The sequence below is a fragment of the Bifidobacterium sp. SO1 genome, assembly GCF_018555335.1.
Taxonomy (GTDB): Bacteria; Actinomycetota; Actinomycetes; order Actinomycetales; family Bifidobacteriaceae; genus Bifidobacterium; species Bifidobacterium simiiventris.
In genome coordinates, this window is record NZ_JAFEJR010000017.1 from 24,794 (window position 1) to 44,484 (window position 19,691).

At 62.3% G+C, this 19,691-nt stretch carries 18 protein-coding genes and 6 tRNA genes; 21 read left to right on the forward strand and 3 right to left on the reverse strand.

The features are described 5' to 3' along the window. The first annotated feature begins 260 nt into the window (after window positions 1-260). On the forward strand, window positions 261-1,439 hold the full coding sequence (gene hrcA, locus JS541_RS11730; protein ID WP_214374694.1) for a heat-inducible transcriptional repressor HrcA: 1,179 nt from the start codon (window positions 261-263) through the stop codon (window positions 1,437-1,439). A 52-nt stretch (window positions 1,440-1,491) separates the two neighbouring features. Continuing rightward, entirely contained in the window at window positions 1,492-2,649 is a 1,158-nt protein-coding gene (gene dnaJ / locus JS541_RS11735) for a molecular chaperone DnaJ (protein WP_214374695.1), read from the forward strand. Window positions 2,650-2,795: 146 nt separating this feature from the next. Here dnaJ and JS541_RS11740 read toward each other — a convergent pair whose 3' ends face one another. Beyond that, the gene (locus JS541_RS11740) at window positions 2,796-3,584 is read right to left on the reverse strand and encodes a fructosamine kinase family protein (RefSeq protein ID WP_214374696.1); all 789 of its coding nucleotides are present in this window, start codon (window positions 3,582-3,584) and stop codon (window positions 2,796-2,798) included. 140 nt (window positions 3,585-3,724) lie between these two features. Here JS541_RS11740 and uppP point away from each other — a divergent pair, with 140 nt between their 5' ends. Next, on the forward strand, window positions 3,725-4,606 hold the full coding sequence (uppP, locus tag JS541_RS11745; RefSeq protein WP_214374697.1) for an undecaprenyl-diphosphatase UppP: 882 nt from the start codon (window positions 3,725-3,727) through the stop codon (window positions 4,604-4,606). 15 nt (window positions 4,607-4,621) lie between these two features. Here uppP and JS541_RS11750 read toward each other — a convergent pair whose 3' ends face one another. Beyond that, the gene (locus tag JS541_RS11750) at window positions 4,622-5,455 is read right to left on the reverse strand and encodes a PAC2 family protein (RefSeq protein WP_214374698.1); all 834 of its coding nucleotides are present in this window, start codon (window positions 5,453-5,455) and stop codon (window positions 4,622-4,624) included. A 171-nt stretch (window positions 5,456-5,626) separates the two neighbouring features. Here JS541_RS11750 and JS541_RS11755 point away from each other — a divergent pair. The 18 genes from JS541_RS11755 to JS541_RS11840 all read left to right on the forward strand — a co-directional run bounded on the left by JS541_RS11755 (window position 5,627) and on the right by JS541_RS11840 (window position 18,581). After that, window positions 5,627-5,699: transfer RNA gene (locus JS541_RS11755), tRNA-Gly, on the forward strand. A gap of 29 nt (window positions 5,700-5,728) precedes the next feature. Next, window positions 5,729-5,799 (forward strand) — tRNA-Cys (locus JS541_RS11760). Between the two features lie 42 nt (window positions 5,800-5,841). Then, window positions 5,842-5,913, forward strand: a tRNA-Val gene (locus JS541_RS11765). A 38-nt stretch (window positions 5,914-5,951) separates the two neighbouring features. Further along, window positions 5,952-6,024 (forward strand) — tRNA-Val (locus JS541_RS11770). 21 nt (window positions 6,025-6,045) lie between these two features. Continuing rightward, window positions 6,046-6,118: transfer RNA gene (locus JS541_RS11775), tRNA-Ala, on the forward strand. A gap of 31 nt (window positions 6,119-6,149) precedes the next feature. After that, a tRNA-Gly gene (locus tag JS541_RS11780) sits at window positions 6,150-6,222 on the forward strand. Between the two features lie 181 nt (window positions 6,223-6,403). Then, window positions 6,404-8,449: a threonine--tRNA ligase gene (thrS, locus tag JS541_RS11785; protein WP_214374699.1), complete on the forward strand. Its 2,046-nt coding sequence runs from the start codon at window positions 6,404-6,406 to the stop codon at window positions 8,447-8,449. 159 nt (window positions 8,450-8,608) lie between these two features. Then, window positions 8,609-9,364, forward strand: a complete 756-nt coding sequence (locus JS541_RS11790) for a YebC/PmpR family DNA-binding transcriptional regulator (RefSeq protein ID WP_152357514.1) — start codon at window positions 8,609-8,611, stop codon at window positions 9,362-9,364. 6 nt (window positions 9,365-9,370) lie between these two features. Then, complete coding sequence (gene ruvC / locus JS541_RS11795; RefSeq protein ID WP_214374700.1) at window positions 9,371-9,952, forward strand: crossover junction endodeoxyribonuclease RuvC; 582 nt, start codon at window positions 9,371-9,373, stop codon at window positions 9,950-9,952. A gap of 148 nt (window positions 9,953-10,100) precedes the next feature. After that, entirely contained in the window at window positions 10,101-10,724 is a 624-nt protein-coding gene (ruvA, locus tag JS541_RS11800) for a Holliday junction branch migration protein RuvA (protein ID WP_214374701.1), read from the forward strand. A gap of 8 nt (window positions 10,725-10,732) precedes the next feature. After that, a complete protein-coding gene (gene ruvB, locus JS541_RS11805) occupies window positions 10,733-11,788 on the forward strand; it encodes a Holliday junction branch migration DNA helicase RuvB (RefSeq protein WP_214374702.1) in 1,056 nt (351 codons plus the stop codon). A 105-nt stretch (window positions 11,789-11,893) separates the two neighbouring features. Beyond that, entirely contained in the window at window positions 11,894-12,307 is a 414-nt protein-coding gene (gene yajC / locus JS541_RS11810; protein ID WP_214374731.1) for a preprotein translocase subunit YajC, read from the forward strand. Between the two features lie 77 nt (window positions 12,308-12,384). Continuing rightward, window positions 12,385-12,966, forward strand: a complete 582-nt coding sequence (locus tag JS541_RS11815; protein ID WP_214374703.1) for an adenine phosphoribosyltransferase — start codon at window positions 12,385-12,387, stop codon at window positions 12,964-12,966. Between the two features lie 117 nt (window positions 12,967-13,083). Further along, window positions 13,084-14,277: an ADP-forming succinate--CoA ligase subunit beta gene (gene sucC, locus JS541_RS11820; protein ID WP_214374704.1), complete on the forward strand. Its 1,194-nt coding sequence runs from the start codon at window positions 13,084-13,086 to the stop codon at window positions 14,275-14,277. After that, window positions 14,277-15,206 carry a succinate--CoA ligase subunit alpha gene (gene sucD / locus JS541_RS11825; protein WP_214374705.1) on the forward strand — a complete coding sequence of 310 codons (930 nt, stop codon included), beginning with the start codon at window positions 14,277-14,279 and terminating at the stop codon, window positions 15,204-15,206. The genes sucC and sucD overlap by 1 nt, the downstream gene beginning before the upstream one ends. Next, window positions 15,203-16,492, forward strand: a complete 1,290-nt coding sequence (locus JS541_RS11830; RefSeq protein WP_214374706.1) for a DUF6350 family protein — start codon at window positions 15,203-15,205, stop codon at window positions 16,490-16,492. Before sucD ends, JS541_RS11830 begins: the two co-directional genes overlap by 4 nt. 86 nt (window positions 16,493-16,578) lie before the next feature. Further along, window positions 16,579-18,210, forward strand: coding sequence for a bifunctional phosphoribosylaminoimidazolecarboxamide formyltransferase/IMP cyclohydrolase (gene purH, locus JS541_RS11835; protein WP_214374707.1), 1,632 nt, complete (start codon window positions 16,579-16,581; stop codon window positions 18,208-18,210). An 86-nt stretch (window positions 18,211-18,296) separates the two neighbouring features. Further along, window positions 18,297-18,581 (forward strand): DUF3017 domain-containing protein, encoded by a 285-nt coding sequence (locus JS541_RS11840; RefSeq protein WP_214374708.1) that lies wholly within the window; start codon window positions 18,297-18,299, stop codon window positions 18,579-18,581. On the opposite strand, the gene JS541_RS11845 is transcribed toward JS541_RS11840, so the two are convergent. Next, window positions 18,498-19,496, reverse strand: coding sequence for an aquaporin (locus tag JS541_RS11845; RefSeq protein ID WP_214374709.1), 999 nt, complete (start codon window positions 19,494-19,496; stop codon window positions 18,498-18,500). The genes JS541_RS11840 and JS541_RS11845 overlap by 84 nt on opposite strands. Between the last annotated feature and the right edge of the window lie 195 nt (window positions 19,497-19,691).

Consider the following 19,691-nt stretch of genomic DNA (forward strand, 5'->3'; position numbering starts at 1 on the left):
GTGAACAGACTTAGCGGTGCGATTTTGGCGTGTTTTTGTGACATTGTGTGCTGTTAGCGTTCACAATGAACGGGAAAGTACATTTCGTGAACAATTGGTGGTCAACATTGACCGCCAATGTGTCGGATCGCACCGGTCGTCCGGACGAATACTCTGAGAACGAACGCGTTAGCACTCGGCGTGCCGGAGTGCTAATACAATATGCACAGAGTCATATAGCAGGCGGCATCCATGTGCCGCATATATATAAGGAGGCGCGTATGACGCAGTCGCGTCGCATGCTGGTGCTGCGCGCCGTCGTGGAGGACTACATCCGCTCCCAGGAGCCCATCGGATCGTCGTCCCTGACGAAGACGCATGATCTGGGGGTCAGTTCGGCCACGATCCGCAATGATATGGCCGCGCTGGAGGACGAGGGGTACCTCATCCAGCCTCATACGTCGGCCGGACGCATTCCCACGGAAAAGGGGTACCGGTACTTTGTGGATCGGCTGGCCACGGTCATGCCGCTGTCCAAGGCGCAGCGTAACGGCATCGCCACGTTCCTGTCCGGATCGGTCAATCTGCAGGACACGCTGCAGCGGGCCGCACGTCTGCTGTCGCAGATCACCGGTCAGGTGGCCGTCGTGGCGTCCCCATCCTTGTCCAAGGCCACATTGCGACACGTCGAGATCGTGCCGGTCTCGCTCAACGTGCTGCTTGCGGTCGTCATCACCGATACCGGGCGTGTCGCCCAGCATACGCTGCCGGTCCGGCGGATGCCGCAGCCCGATGAGCTGTCGGGGTTTTGCGAGGCGGTCAACAGGCAGTGTGCCGCGATGTCGTTCGCCAAAGCCGCGGAACGCGTAAGGGCCTTGGGCTCGGCCGGCGCATCGCACGACACCGCGATGCTATCGGAATCTCTTGCATGCGCCTTCGAAGGCATGGCGGACGACGAACGGGCGAACGAACTGTACATGGCCGGAACCTCTCATCTGGCGAACCAGGCGGCGACGGCGGATCTGGCGCCGCTGTTCGACGCTCTCGAGGAACAGGTGGTGCTCATGCGACTGATGAGCACGCTCAGCGAGGAATCCACCAAGACCGGTGTCGGCGTCGCCATCGGCTCCGAAACCCATACGCCCGGGCTGATGCACGTCTCGGTGGTGACCAGCGGGTACGGACGTTCCTCGGACGCATCCGACAAGTCCCAGCCCCGAGCCGGCCGGATCATGGATGACGCTCCCGTCCCAGACGACGCGAAGGGCCGGCAAAAGGAACGCGACGGTGACGGGAACAACGAGGAGGAACCCGGACAAACCGGCACGGACGAGCCCATCGCGTTCGTGGGATCCATCGGACCCACGCATATGGACTATGCCGCCACCATCGCCGCGGTACGCGCGGTGGCGCGCTATCTGACCGTTTCGCTCGCAAGCGGCGGCCGGGAATCGTCCTGACCCAGCCTTATGGCACAATAACTCGCGACAAACACCGATAAAAGGACGGACATTGGCAGACTACTACGAGGTGCTCGGCATCGAGCGCACGGCCAGCGAGGACGAGATCAAGAAGGCCTATCGCAAGATGAGCCGCAAATATCATCCCGACATCGCCGGTCCCGAATTCGAGGACAAGTTCAAGGAGGTCAACAGCGCCTACGAGGTGCTGAGCGACCCGGACAAGCGTCGCATGTACGACTCCGGCGTCGACCCGAACGATCCGACCTCCGGTGCAGGCCCCGGCGGATTCCCGGGGGGCTTCTCCGGCATGGGCGACGTCGGCGACATCTTCGGGCAGTTCTTCGGCGGCGCGTTTGGCGGCGGGCAGGGTCCGACCCCGCGCACCCAGCCTGGCCGTGACGCGCTGGCCTCCACCACCATCGACCTCAAGACCGCTGTGTTCGGCGGCGTCGCGCATGTGAAGATCAACACGTTCGGACTGTGCCAGCAGTGCGGCGGCTCCGGTGCCCAGAACGGCTCCCAGCCGGTCACCTGCCCGCAATGCCACGGCCAGGGCTCCGTACAGAAGGTCGTGCGCACGATGCTCGGCCAGATGATGACCTCGTCGCCGTGCGAACGGTGCGAGGGACACGGCACGATCATCGAGAACCCGTGCCCGTCGTGCCTTGGACACGGCCGCGTGCGCACCACGCGAGACGTCGGCGTGACGATTCCCGCCGGCATCAGCGACAACGCGCGTCTGCGTCTCGCCAGCCAGGGCGAAGTGGGCGAAGGCGGCGGCGTTGCCGGAGACCTGTACATCGACGTACGCATTCGCGCCGACAAGCAGTTCACACGCGAAGGCGACGACCTGCACTGCTGGATCCAGGTGCCGATGAGCTGGGCAATTCTGGGCCATGATCTCGAGATCGAGACGTTCGACGGTCCGAAAACCATCAGCGTGCCCGAAGGGTGCCAACAGGAGGATACGGTCACACTCAAGGGACTGGGCGTTGCGCGTATGCGCCAGCAGGGGGAGCGCGGCGATCTGATCGCACATATCGCGGTGCGCGTGCCCACCAAACTGAACGAGCGCGAACGCAAACTGATCGAGGAGTTCGCCGACCTGCACGACGGCGACGCCTCACACGTCGCGCAAAGCTCCAAGCCGGCGACCGCCGGCGCTCGCAAGGGTTTCTTCAGCAAATTGAAGGATGCGCTGAGCTGAGCGGGAATCGGCAAACGGCCGCTTCGACTTGTTTTTTGCGCAAGGCGAAGCGGCCGTTCTGTATCTTCGGTGTAGCGGGTCGCGCCGTGCCTGCTGTTCGGGAACAGGCGCAACCCGCTAAGTGCGGTCGTTGGTTCTCCGGTTTTCTACAGCAGCGAGCGGCACATCGAACGGTATTCGCTGACGTAGCCGCCGCCGAAGAACACGCAGTGGCCGGCGATCGGATACAGCTGCCACAGCGTCGTGCGCTCCTGCCAGCCGGCCTTGAGCGGATGCACCGACTGGTAGCCGTCCATAATCTCGCTCAGGTAGCTCATGCCGAACAGGTGCAGCATCGCCAGATCCTCCTCGCGATGTCCGCCGTGGGCCGCTGGATCGATCAGCACGGCCTCGCACGAACCGGAATCCGCAGCCCACATCACGTTACCGCTCCACAGATCGCCATGCACGCGCGCCGGCTTGTCCGCCGCCGCCCGTCCCAACAGATCGGGCAGCGCGTCGATCACACGCTGTGTCAGGTCAAGATCGGCCTTCGTCAGCTCGCCGCGGGCGATGCCCAACTCGACCATCGGCAGCAGCCGTCCCTCAGCGTAGTAGGTCGCCGGATCATCCCAAGAGCCGGTCGCCATCGGCACTGGATCCTGCAGCGGACCGAAATAACAGGTGCCATCGTACCCGGATGGTGCCGAACCGAAATGGTCGGCGCCGAAATCATGCATGCGGGCCAGCGCCGCGCCGAAATCATAGGCGGCCTTCGCGGTGGGGGAGCAGGCGTTCACCCGTTCGATGTCGAGATAATCCTTGCCCCAGTCGTACACGTCCACCACACGGGGGCCTCCCGCGGCGTGCGCCTCGGCGAGCCATTGCAGCCCGCGCCCCTCGCATTCGAAGAACCCGTCCGGCGCCCACATGCGCGACTTGCGATACTTGCCCATTGCATCCTCCCATCGGCCTTGCGATTCACCCCTGATTGTGGGCATTTGGCGAGACAATACCGGTCTTGGCGCATTCTTAGGGGGCTGTGAGTAACCTAGAGCGAGGCAAATGAAACCAAAGACATGAACTAAGAGGGATCATGAATTTCTTTCAGGCAATCATCCTGGGATTGGTGCAGGCGCTGACCGAGTACCTTCCGGTCTCGTCGAGCGCGCACATCCGCATCATCGGCGATCTGATGCTGGGAGCAGATCCGGGCGCCGCGTTCACCGCCATCATCCAGATCGGCACCGAACTGGCGGTCATCCTGTACTTCCGTCGCGACATCATCAACATCCTATCGCACTGGTTCGCATGCCTGTTCGGCAAGAACGGCAAGGACTGGAAGTCGCGCATGGGCCGCGGCGACAAGTGGGCCACGCTCGGCTGGAACGTCATCGTCGGCTCCATCCCGATCGTGATCCTCGGCTTCACGTTGCAGAACGTCATCGAGACGACGCTGCGCAACCTGTGGATCACCGTGACCGTGCTGTTTGTCTTCGGTGTGCTGTTGTGGGTCGTTGACGCCAGGGCCCGCCAGATCAAGACGATGGACGACATGACCAACCGCGACGCATTCCTGTTCGGTCTCGGTCAGTCGATGGCCCTCATCCCTGGCGTGTCCCGTTCCGGCGGCACCATCACCGTGGGCCGTGCGCTCGGCTACACCCGTGAGGCCGCGGTGCGACTGAGCTTCCTCATGGCCATCCCGGCCGTGGTCGGCTCCGGCCTGCTGGAAGCCGTCAAGGCCGTTAAGGACTATAAGACCGACGCCATGTTCCCGGGTTGGGGCCCGACGATCGTCGCGACGATCATCAGCTTCTTCGTCGGCTACATCGTGATCATCGGCTTCCTGAAGTTCGTGTCGACCTTCTCGTACAAGGCGTTTGCTATCTACCGCATCATCCTCGCTGTCGTCGTCGCGATCCTGCTGCTGACCGGCGCGCTGGTGCCGCTGGAGGCGATTTCCGCGGCGGCATGAGCCGCGTGAAGGGAATCACAGATCCCTGAGGAAGTTCTCCGCCTCCCGGATCAACTGCTCGCATACGGGCCCGTCAAGAGTTGTCTCCTGGCGGGCTTTTTCGTTGCTGTCATAGTCGTGTTCGAGCCGACGCACGTAGTCGGACAGCGCGTCGTTGCGACGCACCACGGCCTCGGCCCGGGCCTTCCAGTCCTGTGCCTTGCCGGGAAGATCGGCGAGATCGATCGATTCGCCGAGCAGTCCGGACAGCTCGTGCAGCAGCTGCATCGTGGCCTGGGCGCATCCATCACTGTTCAGATACTGCGGAATGGACACCCACATCGATGTCGTATCGAAACCGTCTTGGGATGCGGCGTCGTCGAGAATGGTGGGGATGCCGACCGGGCCGCTGTAACGTTGGTCGGGATCGCACTCCGTGCAATCGGATCCGTACTCGATGTCGACCGGCAAGGTTCTCGTGTGCGGGCAGTCCGCGAACATCGACCCCAGCGTGATGATTCGGGTCACGTCCAGTTCGTCGGCGATTCGCAGCGTCTGCCGGCAGTACTCCTGCCAGCGGTAGTTCGGTTCGGGGGCCAGCATGACGTATAGCTGGAATGCGGGGGAGATGCGGATGTCGTAGAACGTGGTTTGCGGCCAGATAATGCGTTTGCGTCCGGTCGCATGACACACGATCGGGCGGGTCGACTGATAGTCGTAATAGCCGTCGCAGCGGATGTGGCGGATCTCCTCTCCGTCGTAGCGCTTCACCAGATGGCGAACCGCATCGGAGGCTGCCTGGCAGGCATCGTTCCATCCCTCGAACGCGGCGATCATCACGGAACCCGTTTCCGCTGCTTGTCTCTTCATGACTTCTAATGTAACCGCAGCGGAAAAGCGGTGCGAACCCTTATGCCAGCGGCGTACCGGCAGCTGTTGCGGGAACTGTCCTCACCGCTGCGACACGCCGGATTTGGCAGATCGTGATGATGTCGGTATAGTAGTCACTCGTGCTCAGGCAACGATGAGTTGCCAAGTATCGCGGACATAGCTTAGTTGGTAAAGCGCAACCTTGCCAAGGTTGAGACCGCGGGTCCGAGTCCCGTTGTCCGCTCTAAGGTCCGATGAGTTGACGACCTTTGCGGTGGGTTAGCCAAGCGGTTAGGCAGCGGCCTGCAAAGCCGTATAGACGAGTTCGACTCTCGTACCCACCTCTCAGTCGGCCGAATGTATTCGGTCGGTTGTATTGCAGGCCCGGGCGGTTGGCGCAGAGGTAGCGCACTTCCCTGACACGGAAGGGGTCACAAGTTCGAATCTTGTATCGCCCACGAACGTCGGCGATGATTCGACCTTCATAATCGAATATGGGTGATTGGCGCAGCGGCTAGCGCACTTCCTTCACACGGAAGGGGTCGTAGGTTCGATTCCTACATCACCCACGAGCGCGGCAACGCGTTTTCGGGGCTATGGCGCAGCTGGTAGCGCATCTCCATGGCATGGAGAGGGTCAGGGGTTCGAATCCCCTTAGCTCCACTGGAATCCGCTTCTCACGGCGGAATCCTTTGCGGACATAGCTTAGTTGGTAAAGCGCAACCTTGCCAAGGTTGAGACCGCGGGTCCGAGTCCCGTTGTCCGCTCCGGTCAGAGGCTCCTTCGGGAGCCTTTTTCATTTCGGCAACGGCATGCTCGCAATCGTCGGCCCGTCACGCCTGGGAGCGTTCACAGCAATGTCTGCACTCAATCCTATCGTGTCCCATGTTGATTACCAGTCCAGGCCTGCCCATTGGTAACGCGGGCCCCGATAGCAAAGGACACATCATGGCGCAAAGCTCCATCTCCATCACAGTCAACGGCGAAGCGAAGGAGGTGGAAGCTACCACCACCGGCACCGAACTGTTCGCGGACGACAAGAACATCATCGCCGTGCGTCTCAACGGCGAACTGCGTGACCTGTACACGCCGCTTTCCGACGGCGACACGGTCGAATCCGTCGCGCTCGACAGCGAGGACGGTCTCGGCATCATGCGTCACTCCGCCACCCACGTCATGGCGCAGGCCGTGCAGGAACTGTTCCCGAACGCCAAGCTTGGCGTCGGCCCGATCATCAAGGACGGCTTCTACTACGATTTCCAGGTCGACCAGCCGTTTACGCCGGACGACCTCAAGAATATCGAGAAGCACATGCAGCGGATCATCAAGTCCGCCCAGTCCTTCCGCCGCCGCGTCGTCACCGAGGAGGAGGCGCTCAAGGAGGAAGCCGACCAGCCGTTCAAGATCGAGTTGATCGAAGACAAGGAAGCGCATCTCGATCCGTCCACCGCCACCGAGATCTCCGGCAAGGAGCTCAGCTTCTACGACAACGTCGACCGTGACGGCAACGTTGTGTGGAAGGACCTGTGCCGCGGACCGCACCTGCCGAACACGCACTTCATCAAGGCGTTCAAGATCGAGCGTTCCGCCGCCGCTTACTGGCGCGGCAACGAGAAGAACCCGACCATGCAGCGTATCTACGGCACCGCATGGGCCACCAAGGAAGATCTCAAGGCTTACCAGACCCGCCTCGAGGAGGCCGCCAAGCGCGACCACCGCAAGCTCGGCGCCGAAATGGATCTGTTCTCCTTCCCGGAAGAGATCGGACCGGGCCTGGCGGTGTTCCATCCGAAGGGTGCCGCAGTCATCAACGCGATGGAGGACTACTCCCGCGAAATGCACCGCAAGTACCACTACAGCTTCGTGCAGACCCCGCACATCACCAAGGGCGGTCTGTATGAGACCTCCGGCCACCTGCACTGGTACAAGGACTCCATGTACCCGGCCATGCGTCTGGACGAGGAGCGCGACGCCGACGGCAACATCACCAAGCAGGGCTTCGACTACTACCTGAAGCCGATGAACTGCCCGATGCACAACCTCATCTTCAAGTCCCGCCAGCGCTCCTACAAGGAGCTGCCGCTGCGCCTGTTCGAGTTCGGCACCGTGTACCGCTACGAGAAGTCCGGCGAAGTCCACGGCCTGACCCGCGTGCGCGGCTTGACCCAGGACGACTCCCACATCTACTGCACGCGCGAGCAGATGAAGGGCGAACTGACCAACCTGCTCACCTTCGTGCTCAAGGTGCTGCGCGACTTCGGTCTGGACGACTTCTACCTCGAACTGTCCACTAAGGACGAGCACAAGTACGTCGGTTCCGACGAGATCTGGGAGGAGGCGACCAACACGCTCGCCGAGGTCGCCAAGGACTCCGGTCTGAACCTCGTGGCCGATCCGGGCGGCGCCGCATTCTACGGCCCGAAGATCTCCGTGCAGGCCCGCGACGCGATCGGCCGCACCTGGCAGGTGTCGACCATCCAGCTCGACTTCAACCTGCCCGAGCGCTTCCAGCTCGAGTACATCGCGGCCGATGGTACGCACCAGCGCCCGGTCATGATCCACCGCGCGCTGTTCGGTTCCATCGAGCGCTTCTTCGCCGTGCTGCTCGAGCACTACGCGGGCGCGTTCCCGGTGTGGCTCGCCCCGGTGCAGGTACTTGGCATCCCGGTCGCCGACGAGTTCGCGCCGCACCTCGCCGGCTTCGTCAAGTCCCTCGAGGATGAGATGGTCCGCTGCGAGATCGACTACTCCGACGACCGCTTCGGCAAGAAGATCCGCAACGCGTCCAAGTCCAAGACGCCGTTCATTCTCATCGTCGGCGAAGAGGACGCGAAGAACAACGCGGTCAGCTTCCGCTTCCGCGATGGCAGCCAGCTCAACGGCGTGCCGGTCGATCAGGCCCGCGAGCAGATCCTCGATGTGATCAAGAAGCGCGTCCAGGTCAACTCCGTGGACGACTTCAAGGCCGCCGTGGCGGCTCCGGCCGAGGACTGATTCTCGGCCATTGCATGGGTGTTCCGTGGGGCGTGCATGTGTTCGTCCCGCGGGACACCCGTGTCCGGTGCTTTGCGATGATGCCGCTGGCAGTTGTCTGCAAAGCGCTCTAAACTTATTCCGTTTGCCAGTTTTATCCGTAGATCTGCTAGGAGCATTATGTCAGGTCATTCCAAGTGGGCGACCACCAAGCACAAGAAGGCCGCCATCGACGCCAAGCGCGGCAAGCTGTTCGCCAAGCTCATCAAGAACATCGAAATCGCGGCTCGCATGGGCGGTGGCGACCCGGACGGCAACCCGTCCCTGTACGATGCCATCTACAAGGCCAAGAAGGCCTCGATGCCGGCCGACAACATCAAGCGCGCTGTCAAGCGTGGCTCCGGTGAGGAAGCCGGCGGCGCCAACTACGAGGACATCGTCTACGAGGGCTACGCTCCCGCCGGCGTCGGCCTCATCATCGAGTGCCTGACTGACAACCGCAACCGCGCGGCCGCCGAAGTGCGTTCCACCCTGACCAAGGGCAACGGCTCGCTGGCCACCTCCGGCTCCGTGTCCTTCAACTTCGAGCGCAAGGGCCAGATCGAAGTGCCGTCCGAGGGTGTGGATTTCGACGACCTGTTTGAGAAGGCCGGCGACGCGGGTGCCGAGGACGTGATCGATGACGGCGACGTGTTCACCGTGATCACTGATCCCTCCGATCTGCACACCGTGCGCAAGAGCCTGCAGGACGCCGGTTTCGACTACGATTCCGCCGATATGGTGATGCGCCCGAAGAACGAGGTCGAACTGGGCCTCGAGGATGCCCGCAAGGTCTCCAAGCTCATCGACAATCTCGATGACCTGGACGATGTGCAGAACATCTACTCCAACTGGACCGCCTCCGACGAGGTCATGGCCCAGCTCGACGAGGAGTAATCCTCGGTGATCATTCTTGGCGTTGACCCCGGGCTCACTCGCTGCGGGGTCGGCGTGATCGAAGCCGGCGCACACCGCCGGCTTTCGTTTATTCACGTCGATGTCGTACGTTCGTCCCCCGACACGTCGCAGGATCTGCGCCTGTTGGCCATCTACAACGGACTGGTCGACAAGATCGAGCGATTCACTCCCGATACGGTGTCCATCGAACGAGTGTTCGCCCAGGAGAACCGCAACACCGTGCTCGGTACCGCCCAGGCGGCCGGCATGGCCATGCTTGCCGCGGCCCAGCGCGGCATTCCGGTCGCACTGCACACGCCGACCGAATCGAAACTCGCGATCACAGGCAACGGCAAGGCCGAAAAACCGCAGATGGAACGCATGGTCGCCCGTATTCTCGGACTGAACGAACCTCCGACCCCTGCCGACGCCGCCGATGCGCTGGCCATTGCGATTTGCCATGCCCTGCGCCCGGCCGGGGCGTTGCAGGGAGGGGAGCGCGAGCAGCATCTCACTGCCGCGCAGCGTCAGTGGGCGCTGGCAGCGCAGCGTTCCAAGCGGCGGCGCGGTGCCGATCGCGGTATGTAATCGCGCCGCCGTCATTTGGCGCGGCGTGTCGCCGGCTATTGCACGTATCCGAAGACGTATTCGTCTCGAGACGTGTCGGGCGGTCGAGCGCATCACATACAGTCATAGAACAGATGTTCGACTATAGGAAAGCGCTGAGAGGTTTGCCATGATAGGAATGCTCAACGGACGCGTGATCGAGGTCGGCGTGGACTACGCATTGATCGAGGTCGGGGGAGTCGGCTATGAAACCCGTATGCCATCCGCTGATCTGTCGGCGCTGCACATCGGCAAAGACGTGCGCGTGTACACGTCGATGAACGTATCACAGGACGCGATCACGTTGTTTGGATTCGCTACGCCATCGGCCAAACGGATGTTCCTGCAGCTGCAGAAGGTCAGCGGCATCGGTCCGAAGGTGGCGCTGTCGTTGCTGTCCACGTTGCCGGTGGACCGTCTCGCGCAGGCCGTGGCGGACGGCGATGCGGCGGCATTGGCGAAGGCTCCGGGACTCGGCAAAAAGGGTGCGCAGAAGATCATCCTCGAGTTGAAGGGTTCCATTGATCTTGATGCGATAGAGGCCGGAACGAACTCGGCCTCGCGGCAACGGCCGGAGGATCACAACCTCGTACAGGTCGTAGAAGGACTGATGTCTCTCGGTTGGAGGCAGCAGGATGCTCAGAATGCCGTTGAAGTGGCATGTCGGGACAATGACATCGCGACTCCAATCAGTAGTGCCGATGTACCGCGCGTGCTTAAGCTCGCCCTGGCAACCCTTGACAGAGGACGGTGATTGCAGCCATGGAATACGATGCTCAGACCAATACCGGCGCGAACGAGGAATCGTTGCGCATGGTGTCGGCCGCGCCGATCGGCAACGAACCGGTCAGCGACGAGGAGCTGCGACCTCACGCCCTTGAGGGATTCATCGGCCAGCCGCTGCTCAAGGCGCAGCTCCAGCTGTTCCTCGACGCCGCGCGCAAACGCGACGTGCCGCCCGACCATATCCTGTTGGCCGGTCCTCCGGGACTCGGCAAAACCACGTTGGCGATGATCGTGGCCAACGAGCTCGGCGTGCCGATCCGCGTCACCTCCGGTCCGGCCATCCAGCATGCCGGCGACCTCGCGTCGATCCTGAGTTCATTGGACTCGGGGGAGGTACTGTTCATTGATGAGATCCATCGGTTGCCGCGGGCCGCTGAGGAGCTGCTGTATATCGCGATGGAGGACTTCCGAGTCGACGTGATGGTCGGCAAAGGACCAGGCGCCACATCCATCCCCTTAACACTGCCACGATTTACCGTGATCGGCGCGACTACGCGAGAAGGCATGCTGCCGTCGCCGTTGCGCGCGCGATTCGGATTCACCGCGCATCTGGACTTCTACCCCCATGAGGAGCTGGAGAAGCTCATCGAACGTTCGTCGAACGTGCTCGGTGTCAGGCTCGAAGATCAATCCGCCCATGAGATGGCGGTCCGGTCCCGGGGCACGCCGCGTATTGCCAACCGTCTGTTGCGTCGTGTCCGAGATTGGGCCATCGTCCATGATCTGGATGTGGTCAGGCCTGATGACGTCAAGAAGGCGCTGGAACTGTACCAGATCGATGCCGAAGGGCTAGACCGTCTCGACATCGCGGTGCTCAACGCCGTGGTTCGGCAGTTCAACGGCGGACCGGTCGGTCTGAACACCCTGTCCGCGATGGTGGGAGAGGAATCGGAGACCGTGGAAACCGTCTGCGAGCCGTATCTGGTCCGTGAGGGGTTCCTGATCCGTACACCCAAGGGGCGCGTAGCCACCGAAAAAGCGTGGAGCCATCTCGGATTGGTGCCCAAGGATGATGTCAGCAAGCTATTCTAGACTTTCGACTTTGGGCGTTATATATGGCAACGCCATATACGCGAACGTAATGCCAGCCATCAACCCGTTAGGAGTATCGCCTTGCCCGCAGATTCCATGAATCTCATGATGATCGTCTTCCTTGTCTTCATGATCGCCTTCATGTGGTGGCAGTCCAAAAAAGCCAAGAAACAGCAGCAGGAGAAGCAGGATTTCCGTGCCAGCCTGCAGCCGGGCACCGAAGTCATCACCATCGGAGGCGTGATCGGCAAGGTCGTTTCGGTCGACACCCAGTATGAGGAGATCGTCATCGACTCCGAAGGATCGAAGTTACGGTTCGGATTCAATGCCATCAGCCGTGAATATGTTCGTCCTGCGTACGTGAGCGACGACGAGGTCGACGAGAACGGCAATCCGTTGCCGCAGAACGACGACGCCGATCAGTCCGACGAAGCTCAGGTTCCCGTGGAGCAGTCCGTCGACGAATCGCAGACCGCCGAATCCGTTGTGTCCGACGACAAGGAAACGTCGGCCAAGTAAGCAAGGAAAATGCCGATGACCATCGGCATTTTCTTATACCAGACCAGATTACGTTCTCAGCAGGAAAGGTGCAGATCATGGCGCAATCCGATATCTCCATCGCCCAACTGGCAGCCATCGGCGAAGACAATGCCCGATATGTGGTGTCCCATATCCGTTCCATCCCGGGGTTCCCGAAAGACGGCATCATCTTCCGTGATTTCATGCCCGTTCTTGCCGATGCCAAGGCGCTGAAACTGATGCTCGAAGGTTTGGAGCGCTCGTTGCCCGTGCCGGTGGATTCCTTTGACATCATCGCCGGTCTGGAGGCGCGAGGCTTCCTGTTCGGTCCGGCATTGGCCGCACATCTCGGCAAAGGATTCCTGGCCATTCGCAAGGCAGGCAAGTTGCCTCCCGAAACGATCAGCGAATCGTACGATCTCGAATACGGTACCGCAGCGGTCGAAATCGAAACGGAACTGGTGCACCCTGGCACCCGTGTACTGGTTGTTGACGATCTCATCGCGACCGGAGGCACGGCCAAGGCGGCTGCCGATCTGATCCGTCAGGCGGGCGGAGAAGTCGCCGGATTCAGCTTCGTCATGAAGCTCGACGGTCTGGACGGATTGGACAAGCTCGGCGATGTTCCCAGCAGCGTGCTGGTGACCATGCCGGCCTGAGACCTGAGACGCGGTTTCACATTCACCGCCTCGTTGTCTATCATTCGTACCAACGCCAACGGGATCACGTCAGCGATGCGGTCCCATACCGGTATAAGGTCATAGTCAGGAACATTCATGGATCTTTACGAATATCAGGCCAGGGAACTGCTCGCGGAGCAGTCCATCCCGGAGCCGAAGGCGATTTACGCCCAGAACTCCCACGAAGTGGCCCAAGCTGCGGACGAACTCGGATACCCTTGCGTCATCAAGGCGCAGGTTAAGATCGGCCATCGAGGACAGGCGGGTGGCGTCAAACTTGCGCACAACCGGGACGAGGCCATTCTGTTGGCGGAGAGTATCCTGCCGATGACGATTCACGGGCATAAGGTCAACGGCGTGCTCGTCGCCGAGGCGAAGAACATTCTGCACGAATACTACGTCTCCATCTCCGTCGACCGTTCCTCGCGTGACTACGACGTGCTGGCGACCGCCAACGGTGGCACCGAGGTCGAGGAAATCGCCAAGGAACACCCGGAGTCGGTCAAGCGTCTGCACATCAATGCCCTTGACGATTTCGACCACGACGCCGCGGTCGAAATGGCCAACAGCATCGGTTTCTATCATGCCGACGTCAATCAGGCGGCCGATATCCTGCTCAAGATGTGGAGATGCTTCAAGGACAATGACGCCACGCTCGTCGAGATCAACCCGCTCGCCAAGATCGGCGATCCGGATGACGAATCGTCCAAGTCCCTGTGTGCCCTTGACGCGAAGATCTCGCTCGACGGCAACGCCGCGTTCCGTCATGACGGGTGGCAACGGTTCGAGGACAGCATCGAGGCCGACCCCTATGAGACCCGTGCGGCCGAACATGGTCTGCACTACGTGCATCTGCACGGCGAGGTCGGCGTGATCGGCAATGGCGCGGGACTGGTCATGAGCTCGCTCGACGCCGTTTCCGGGGCAGGTGAGGAGCAGGGCACCGGCGTCAAACCCGCCAACTTCCTCGACATCGGCGGAGGTGCGTCGGCCGAGGTCATGTCGGACAGCCTCGAGATCGTGCTGTCCGATCCGCAGGTCGAATCCGTTTTCGTGAACGTGTACGGTGGCATCACCTCCTGCGAGCAGGTTGCCAAGGGCATCCTCGAGGCTCTTGATAAGCTCAATGCCGCCAAGCCGATCGTCGTGCGCTTCGACGGCAATGCCGCGGCTGAGGGCCTGAGCATCCTCGCACAGGCGGAGAATCCGAACCTGCACGTCGCCAAGACCATGGAAGAAGCCGCGCAGCAGGCCGCCCGCCTTGCCGCTGACGCAAAGGAGAACCACTGATGGCACTGTTCATCGAAGACGGCGCGCCGGTCATTGTCCAGGGCATGACCGGTCATCAGGGCATGACCCATACTGCCCGCATGCTCAAGGCCGGCACCAACATCGTCGGAGGCACCAATCCGCGCAAGGCCGGCACCGTGATTGATTTCCCGGGTGCCAACGTCGACGGTACCGACGCGCATGTCCCCGTATTCGCCACTTGCGCCGAGGCGCGCGAACGCACCGGTGCCAAGGCCAGCGTCGTGTTCGTCCCGCCGAAATTTGCCAAGGGTGCGGTCGTGGAAGCCGTCGAGGCGGGTATCGAGCTTATCGTCGTCATCACCGAGGGCATCCCGGTCGCCGACAGTGCATACTTCGTCGAACTCGCCCTGCGCAGGGGAGTGCGCATCGTTGGTCCGAACTGCCCGGGCCTGATGACATTGCCGTCGACGCCGCAGACGCATGGCGTGAACCTCGGCATCATCCCGGACGGCATCGTCGGGCGCGGTCCGCTCGGACTGGTGTCCAAGTCGGGAACGCTCACCTATCAGCTGATGGGCGAGCTGAGCGATATCGGCTTCACCGCGTGCCTGGGCGCAGGTGGCGACCCGATCGTCGGAACCACGCTCCAGGAGGCGCTCGAAGCGTTCGAGGCGGATGACAACACCAAGGCCGTGATGATGATCGGCGAGATCGGCGGCACCGCCGAACAGGATGCCGCACGCTGGGCCAGCGAACACATGACCAAGCCTGTCGTGGCCTATATCGCGGGCTTCACTGCGCCCGAAGGCAAGCAGATGGGCCATGCCGGCGCCATCGTCTCCGGTGGAAAGGGCACGGCCCAGGACAAGAAGGAAGCCCTTGAATCTGTCGGTATTCGTGTAGGCCGCACGCCCGGTCAAGCCGCGGACATCATGCGCCAGGTGCTGGCCGAGCGTTCGATTTCATGATCTCCCGGATCAAGCCGCTGCTCAGGGGCATCGCTGTCGCCGCGGCGTCCATGGCCGTGTTCGCCATAGCGATCGGTTGCTTCACGGCATTGATGCTATTGGTGATCTCGATGGAGGAAGGCGGAGACAATCTCTCCGCCTACGCCCTGTCGCTGAGCGCCGCCGTGGTGCTGCTCAGCCAAGGGGTCGGATTCGTCATCGCCCCGGTGAACCTTACACTGGTTCCGCTGCTGCTCACCGTTCTGCTGATCGCCTTGGTCCGTGCGTTCGCGCAACGTCTGACCTGCAGTGTGCCGGGGTATGTCACCGGACTGGTCTCCTGGATGACGTTCGATGCGTTGTTCAGTCGTGGCACCGACACAGTGCTCGACGATGCGCTGTGGCTGATCCTCGTCAAAGGAGCGGTGATTTTCACCATCGGCTATCTGTGTGCCGCGGTGCCGGTCGCGTCGCTCACCGCGTCCATCATCGAGCGCATGCGTGCCGTCGTCGCCCCTCGGCTGAGGCAGGCCATCACCATGGGACTGTCCATCGGCCTCGTGCTTGTGCTGCTGTATCTGGTCATCGGCGTAACGGCGGTGGCGTTATGGTCGGCGCGCAACCATGCCGCCGTGGTACGGCTGTACGAGTTGCTGGGCATGGGAACCGGCTCGCGAATCCTGACTACAATCGCGTGCCTTGCATGGCTGCCGAATCTGTGCATATGGGCCGTGTCGTGGGTCTTCGGCGCCGGGTTTTCCATCGGGGATATCGGATCGTTCTCCCTGTGGGTCGGACAATCCACCTCGCTGCCGCCCATCCCGGTGTTCGGTGTGCTGCCTGAACCGGTCGCCGCCGCGAATCTCAGATTCGTTCTGGTCTCCATCCCGTTGGCATGCGGATTCGCCGCAGGTCTGTTCGCGATGTGGTCGAAACGCGGGTTCGGGGTTCGGTTCGTCGACATGGATGAGCCGGATGGCATCCGCCGCGCCATCATGGACTTCGCTTATCCGGTCGGTGCCTTCTGCATCGCCGGTGCGCTGATTTCGGTCGGCTATTCGCTGATCTTCGTCATATCCAACGGCGGACTCGGCAACGAACGACTGGCGAGCCTTGGCGTCGACGTGGTTCGCTCGACCCAGGCCGTCGCCAGACCCACCGCCTTGGGACTGCTGGCCGCTTGGCTGGTGACACTCATCGGCGTGACATCCGTATTCGGAATGCGCTGGGCCGCACGCAGCATACGATCGCGTGCGGCTGCCGGACGCGACGCCGATGGTTCCCAGTCCCCGCAAACATCCAACTGAGCCGACGTCTCATCCGGGCACGCGGGCGGGAGACTGTCCGGCAAGGCGGTACCATGAAGAAGCAACCATTAAGGAGGAATATAGGGATGACAAACACGAACCGACCGATACGCCGTGCCCTGGTGTCCGTTTTCCACAAGGAAGGCATCGAGGTGCTCGCCGATGCGTTCATCAAGGCCGGAGTCGAAGTGGTCTCCACCGGTTCGACCGCAAAGAGGCTCGCCGAACTCGGCGTGGACGTGACCGAGGTGTCGCAGGTCACCGGTTTCCCCGAAAGCCTTGACGGCCGCGTCAAGACCCTCGACCCGCACATCCATGCCGGCATCCTCGCCGACATGACCAACCCCGACCACGTCGCCCAGCTCGAACAGCTCGGAATCAAGCCGTTCGATCTTGTGGTCGTCAACCTGTATCCGTTCGCCGACACCGTGCGCTCCGGAGCGGACGAGGCCGCGACGATTGAAAAGATCGACATCGGTGGCCCGTCCATGGTGCGCGGCGCCGCGAAGAACAGTGCGACCGTCGCGATCGTCACCGATCCGGCCGATTACAAGCTGGTCGCCGAGCGCGTTGCGGACGGTCGCGGCTTTGACCTCGCGGAGCGTCGCTGGCTGGCCGCCAAGGCATTCGCCCACACCGCCGCATACGATGCGACGATCAACGAATGGACCGCCAAGCACTGGCCGAAGCCGGACAGCGTGGAGACCCCCGACACCGACGAGAACGGCAATGTCGTCAACGACACGAAGTTCCCGGCCGCGTTCACTCGCACGTGGGATCGCGCGCACGTGCTGCGTTACGGCGAGAATCCGCACCAGCAGGCCGCCCTGTACATCGACCCGCTGCACCGCGACGGCTTCGCGCACGCCGAACAGCTCGGCGGCAAGCCGATGAGCTACAACAACTACGTGGACGCCGACGCCGCATGGCGCGCCGTGTGGGACTTCGCCCCGCGCATCGCCGTCGCTGTCGTCAAGCACAACAACCCGTGCGGTCTGGCCATCGGCGAAACCGCCGCGGAAGCCCACAAGAAGGCCCATGCGTGCGACCCGATGAGCGCCTACGGCGGCGTGATCGCCTGCAACAGCACCGTCACCCTCGAGATGGCGGAAAGCGTGCGCCCGATCTTCACCGAGGTCATCGTCGCCCCGGCCTACGAGCCGGAGGCCCTCGAACTGCTGCAGACCAAGAAGAAGAACCTGCGCATCCTCAAGGTGGCCGAGCCGCCGAAGAGCCACACGCAGTTCCGTCAGATCGATGGCGGTCTGCTGGTGCAGGACACCGATCTGATCGACGCGACCGGCGACGATCCGAACGCGTGGAAGCTTGTCGCCGGCGAGCCCGCCGACGCCGCCACGCTCAACGACCTCCTGTTCGCATGGCGCGCCATCCGCTGTGTCAAGTCGAACGCGATCCTGCTGGCACACGACGAGGCGACCGTGGGCATCGGCATGGGACAGGTCAACCGTGTTGACTCCTGCCATCTGGCCGTTGAACGCGCGAACACGCTGGCCGGCGGCGCCGATCGCGCCACTGGTTCCGTGGCTGCATCCGACGCGTTCTTCCCGTTCGCCGACGGTGCCGAGATCCTCATCAACGCCGGTGTGAAGGCCATCGTCCAGCCTGGTGGATCCATCCGCGACGAGGAAGTCATCGAGGCCGCCAAAAAGGCCGGCGTGACCATGTACCTGACCGGTACGCGTCACTTCTTCCACTGATAGCGGAATAGTGAATGGGCTTCCCCTGTATGCAAGGGGAAGCCCATTCACTATCCGCCGGTCTATCCGAACAGAAAAGGCATGTCATGCACGATCATCCGTTTGTTTCCGAAGCCCATGAGGGCAAGCCATGGTTCGAATGGCTCGTTGCCGCGACGGTGGCCGTCGCCGTGCTCGTCGCCGTGCTCGGATACACGATGCCCGCAGTCGTGATCATCGCGGCTGCGGGCATCGTCACCGGAACGTTGCGTCTCATACTGCGAGAACGCAGTCCCTGGAAGGTACGTTCAGTGGCGTTCGACTCCTTCATCGGCATCGCCCTGGGAATCGGGCTGCTGGTCACCTACTTCAGCCTGCCCCTGATGCGCTGAGTCGTCGTCGGAGACGAATCCGTCCGCATCCTGTGCATCGTCGACGGACTGTGCGGCCTGCGCCGCGCGGGCCTTGCGACGGGCGGACTCGCTCATGACCTGGGAAGCGATCGAGATCAGCGCCACGACAGCAGCAGCAAGGATCGGGCACACCCAGAACACCCACAACTGACCCAGAGGCTCGGCATTAAGGCCCTGACCCTGGGCGAACACGGCGATGCCCGTGGCCCGCGCAGGATTCAGTGCGGCGCCGGTCACCGGATACGTGATCGCGGCGCCGATGCCATATGCGGCGCCCATCGCCAGCGCATAGTCGGACGACGGGCGTCCCTCGTCATCGGTCGAACGCATCGCCGTGCCCGCGATCAGCAGCCCGGCGACCACCTCGACCACGATCGCCAGCACGATGCCGAAGCTGACACCGACCGAGCTGACGGTCTGATAGGCCACCGAACCGTTCTCGAAACCGTTGACGGCGGGGAGCAGCCACACCTTCGTCGTGATCTGATCGGAAGTCGGCAGCAGGAAACGCAGCGCGGCGCCGGCCGCCAGCGCGCCAGCCAGCTGGGCGACGATATACAGCACGCCGTCGAGCACGCGCGTCTTGGACTCCAACATCGAGGCGATGGTCACCGCGGGATTGAACTGGGCGCCGGAGATCCCGGACATCATGGCGGTCACCACCGCGTACGTCACGCCGATGCCCACGGCGATGAACGCCATGTTCACGTTGTACAAGGAAGTACCGAACGAGCAGATCAGATAGATGGCAAAGCAGACCAGGAAGCTGCCGGCCAGTTCGGCCAACACTCGGGCCGCAAGCGCATGGCCGTCGGCCGTCGCGGCCGTGGACGTGGCCTGCCGGGTCTGCGGCTCATCGACGGGTTGAATGTTCGGTGACTCAAAAGCAGTCATATCAGTCCTCTTTATATCAGTATCGCGGGTGATCCCCGCCGGACGACTGCTAGTGTACCAGCCCACGCCCGAGAGGCACCGGAGAACGGACCATGGGTGAGCGTACAATATTCGCGGCTGCATCGCCGACCATTGTCGGCAGACAGCCTTATACCGCACATTCGCGTACGGCAAGTACGCAAGGCCACGTTGGGA

Coding starts and splice junctions, on each gene's coding strand:
- hrcA (WP_214374694.1), top strand. CDS start 261: ATGACGCAGTCGCGTCGCATGCTGGTGCTGCGCGCCGTCGTGGAGGAC.
- JS541_RS11740 (WP_214374696.1), bottom strand. CDS start 3,584: ATGGGCAAGTATCGCAAGTCGCGCATGTGGGCGCCGGACGGGTTCTTC.
- uppP (WP_214374697.1), top strand. CDS start 3,725: ATGAATTTCTTTCAGGCAATCATCCTGGGATTGGTGCAGGCGCTGACC.
- JS541_RS11750 (WP_214374698.1), bottom strand. CDS start 5,455: ATGAAGAGACAAGCAGCGGAAACGGGTTCCGTGATGATCGCCGCGTTC.
- thrS (WP_214374699.1), top strand. CDS start 6,404: ATGGCGCAAAGCTCCATCTCCATCACAGTCAACGGCGAAGCGAAGGAG.
- JS541_RS11790 (WP_152357514.1), top strand. CDS start 8,609: ATGTCAGGTCATTCCAAGTGGGCGACCACCAAGCACAAGAAGGCCGCC.
- ruvA (WP_214374701.1), top strand. CDS start 10,101: ATGATAGGAATGCTCAACGGACGCGTGATCGAGGTCGGCGTGGACTAC.
- ruvB (WP_214374702.1), top strand. CDS start 10,733: ATGGAATACGATGCTCAGACCAATACCGGCGCGAACGAGGAATCGTTG.
- yajC (WP_214374731.1), top strand. CDS start 11,894: ATGATGATCGTCTTCCTTGTCTTCATGATCGCCTTCATGTGGTGGCAG.
- JS541_RS11815 (WP_214374703.1), top strand. CDS start 12,385: ATGGCGCAATCCGATATCTCCATCGCCCAACTGGCAGCCATCGGCGAA.
- sucC (WP_214374704.1), top strand. CDS start 13,084: ATGGATCTTTACGAATATCAGGCCAGGGAACTGCTCGCGGAGCAGTCC.
- sucD (WP_214374705.1), top strand. CDS start 14,277: ATGGCACTGTTCATCGAAGACGGCGCGCCGGTCATTGTCCAGGGCATG.
- JS541_RS11830 (WP_214374706.1), top strand. CDS start 15,203: ATGATCTCCCGGATCAAGCCGCTGCTCAGGGGCATCGCTGTCGCCGCG.
- purH (WP_214374707.1), top strand. CDS start 16,579: ATGACAAACACGAACCGACCGATACGCCGTGCCCTGGTGTCCGTTTTC.
- JS541_RS11840 (WP_214374708.1), top strand. CDS start 18,297: ATGCACGATCATCCGTTTGTTTCCGAAGCCCATGAGGGCAAGCCATGG.
- JS541_RS11845 (WP_214374709.1), bottom strand. CDS start 19,496: ATGACTGCTTTTGAGTCACCGAACATTCAACCCGTCGATGAGCCGCAG.